This window comes from Vallitalea maricola (genome assembly GCF_036985595.1).
Classification (GTDB): domain Bacteria; phylum Bacillota; class Clostridia; order Lachnospirales; family Vallitaleaceae; genus Vallitalea; species Vallitalea maricola.
Map to the genome: position 1 here is coordinate 1 of NZ_BTPU01000125.1, position 585 is coordinate 585.

Below are 585 nucleotides of genomic sequence, written 5' to 3' on the forward strand. Positions count from 1 at the left end.
CTTAGCCCTATTGTTTGAACATCTGCTTTGTTGAGGATTAGGTCTGCTGTTCCTACCCCGTCAGTGAAGGTTACTGTTACATCTGTTGAACCGTCTGCTTCTAAGGTTATCCCTCCAAAGCTTCCATAAGTTGTATCGGGTGCTGCTTCATATCCTGTTAGGGTTACCGATTTGTTTCCGTCATAGTTCGTGTCTGTATTACCCAATTTATCTTTTACTGTTAGCGTTATTGTATTGCCTGTTCCTGCTGTTGGTTCTGTTGTGGCGGCTGTGGCTGCTGCTGTGTAGGCTCCTTGTGGTGCTGGCAGCGTTACGGCTGTACTGGTTATTTCTGTCAGGCTTCCACTGTTGAATGCCAGCTGGGCGTTATCGACCTGCGCTTGGTTTGTTGCTCCTAAGTCTGTAAAGGTGGCTACTCCTGCGCTTACTGCTGCTGTGGTTGTTCCTGTCAGGTTCCATGTTCCAGAGTCTTTTTTACTTGCTGTTATGATTGTCCCATTGTCACTTGTACATATATTTCCAAATTCATCTACCGCGTTTACCTTAGGCTGTTGTGCAAATTGTCCTCCATTGGCTGATGGTGCT

Annotated in this window: 1 protein-coding gene; it reads right to left on the bottom strand. The window is 46.3% G+C overall.

All coding sequences use genetic code 11. From position 1 onward, the window contains the following. A partial coding sequence (locus AACQ14_RS23415; RefSeq protein ID WP_339365968.1) for a hypothetical protein occupies nucleotides 1-585 on the bottom strand: 585 nt, incomplete at both ends.